The sequence below is a fragment of the Tepidibacter sp. Z1-5 genome, from assembly GCF_037844525.1.
Lineage (GTDB): Bacteria > Bacillota > Clostridia > Peptostreptococcales > Peptostreptococcaceae > Tepidibacter_A.
The window spans coordinates 1-2,691 of the sequence record NZ_JBBMMD010000064.1 but is presented as its reverse complement, the minus strand read 5'-3'; the positions used below and the strand labels follow the sequence as shown (position 1 = coordinate 2,691).

Sequence of the window (2,691 nt, the reverse complement as noted above, 5' to 3'; positions counted from 1 at the left end):
CTTTAACATTTGGATAAAATATCCATAATTTTAAATTTGAGAGGATGATTTTTTGTTGAAATCAATTTACCATATTAAGTAAATTGATTTCAACTAGCACAATAGCTTAATTTATATATTATAATGATTGTATTATATTTTAGAAAGGACATATATTTAATGACATCAGATTTCTCTAAATATATAGTTGTCGGCTTTATAGATGAAACTATTTCTACTTTAGCTAACTGTAATTACATAGGTCAAGTTTATGCTGCTCCTGGTGTAATAAAACATATAAAAAAAAGACACAATCATGAATTAAATGAATCTATATTAAACGATATAATAGATACAATAAAGAAAGTTTTAAATGAACCTGAATATATAGGTACTCACCCTAAAAAAATTGGTACAAGTATAGAGTTTATAAAAGAGATAGATAATAATATATTGGTAGCCACAGAACTCGATATCAAAGAAAATTATATATACGTAGCTTCTATGTACCCTATACATCAATCTAAAATTGATAATAGAATCCATAGTGGAAGGTTAAAAAAACTATGATGTTAACTTGAAAGAATCTACTTTTAGATGTATAATAGTTATATAGAAACATAAACTATTATTAATTAGATTTGAAGTTGGAAATGGCTCCCAACACGCTACTTAGGTAGTAATCAGAGATGCAGGATACGCCGCCCTGCCAAGTTTAATTAGTGAATTTGAAGAGAGAGTACACAGTACTCTCTCTTTTGTTGTTCAGTATTATAATATATCTATTTGATTGTATATCCAATAAAAAAGTTATAAATAGCTAGTTTATAAAAAAATAGACAATTACAAAATCAAATATAATAGTAAACAAAGGAATTAATGCAATAATAGAGAGTTTATAAGTACAAGTATATAAGCTGTTGTTATTATAATAAATTCCATCAATATCTCATTTATTAACTTAATCCTGCTTAAATATTATTTAATGTTATAAAACAATAACTTTTTCAACTCTTGAGCATATCTTTTTGAAATTACATAATATGAACGTTTTTCCCTGTTCTGTAACAGTGATTCTTGTGTATCATCTTCGCCTATCCACATATAATATTCTTCTGTATTATCTTCAAATACAGTTTTTATATAGAATTTTGGAATAGTAACCTCTAGCCTCATATATTTAATTTCTTCAGCATTACTTATTGATTTTTTTATTACATCTATCGAGTTTTCATCAAAAAATTCCATATATGGCTTATAAGAATATTTAGTAGGATTATTTTTGCTTGATTTCACTTCAAAAACTTCAACTCTAGGAGTATTCTTGTTGTATTTAATTTCTTGTATTTTATAACCTATTATTGCTGTTATTAAGATAAGCGACACAATTACTAGTGTATTCTTCTTCATTTATTCACCTAATCTCTCGTTTTATTTACTTCCTAATAATTATAAACTTATTTTATGTAAAATTTTTTATTTAATTAGTTTTCCATGTAAATGTAATCGTTATACAATTTTGCCATTAAGAGGCTATTGATGAAGCTATATCCAACAGTCGACAAAATAACAGTTCTATTTAAAATGTCCACTACAATAAAACGTATACGTGCTATGAATTTTACAGTAAAAGACTAAAAAATACCACTTTCGTCAAGAGAATTTCCTGAGTTTAAACATTATTTCAATACTATATGTAATCAACTCGATATAGATGTAAAAGACCATCCATAGGTATGGGCTGACGTTATTATTGGAAAATTTTTAGTATCATGACATGAAAATTGTATCTATTTAAATCCTACCCTATCCAAAAAAAGTGATGTAACAACTTGTATTGTCGATTACATCACTCATAAATTTATATTTACCATTAATTATTCGTAATTTAATGCAAGTAAAACAGAACACTCTCTATGAGAAATACTTCTTTATTGCAATTTCAACTTCAGCCATCACATAGAGAAAAATTTGTGTGTAATTTAAAGATGTTTCCATGACTATTTTCTCATTTGATTCAGATAACTTTTTCCCATTTAAACTAAAGCTTCTTCGATTAAGCGTTTTAATTCTAATATTTGCATTCAATACAACTACTAATTAAAAGGTCTACTATCAATAGTCCCTTCATCTAGGTAATTTTGAGTCATCAGAATTGTGTTTTCCTATTCAGGTAATAAGGCTGATTTGCTTAAAATAACTAATTTTATTAATTTTTTTTACTCATCCATATAAACAATATATTTAATCAAATCTTGAGGATTTTTTATTAGAGCATATTCTTCCGAAGTAATAATTAGTTCAGCATATACGTACTTTTCATAATCATCAGGAAATGTAAAATCTGTACTTTCAATAATTTTGTTTTTTGCAAATTCTTCGTTCCAAAATCGTATAGCAATATGTAAATCTTTTATATTTCTATTTTGAAAAAACTTAATAACATCACATATATCATTTAAAATTAATTGTTTATTATCTTCTGTTATGTCTACAAATAACTGTAGTCCCATGCTATGTTCTGTTGATTTAGGATATTCTTCGATAAGCTTTTGATAATTAAGTAATTTTCCTTCAGAATGTTTGTTAGAATATTTTTCATTGTATATTATAAACGATACAATAGATATGTAAGAACTTGATCTTTTAAGAATGTATAATTCAGAGCAATAAGATATAATTATCTCTAAGACCAAGGAGGTAATTATGATT

The 2,691-nt window shown here is 25.6% G+C and carries 3 protein-coding genes; 1 reads left to right on the top strand and 2 read right to left on the bottom strand.

From position 1 onward, the window contains the following. Positions 1–159 precede the first annotated feature (159 nt). Positions 160–549, top strand: a complete 390-nt coding sequence (locus WJW32_RS12435; RefSeq protein ID WP_340258799.1) for a PBECR3 domain-containing polyvalent protein — start codon at positions 160–162, stop codon at positions 547–549. 408 nt (positions 550–957) lie between these two features. Here the strand turns inward: WJW32_RS12435 and WJW32_RS12430 are convergent, their stop codons facing one another. Both WJW32_RS12430 and WJW32_RS12425 read right to left on the bottom strand, forming a co-directional pair. Continuing rightward, the gene (locus WJW32_RS12430) at positions 958–1,389 is read right to left on the bottom strand and encodes a hypothetical protein (RefSeq protein ID WP_340258797.1); all 432 of its coding nucleotides are present in this window, start codon (positions 1,387–1,389) and stop codon (positions 958–960) included. A gap of 809 nt (positions 1,390–2,198) precedes the next feature. After that, on the bottom strand, positions 2,199–2,691 hold a 493-nt coding region (locus WJW32_RS12425; RefSeq protein ID WP_340258795.1), incomplete at its 5' end, for a hypothetical protein.

Coding starts and splice junctions, on each gene's coding strand:
- WJW32_RS12435 (WP_340258799.1), top strand. CDS start 160: ATGACATCAGATTTCTCTAAATATATAGTTGTCGGCTTTATAGATGAA.
- WJW32_RS12430 (WP_340258797.1), bottom strand. CDS start 1,389: ATGAAGAAGAATACACTAGTAATTGTGTCGCTTATCTTAATAACAGCA.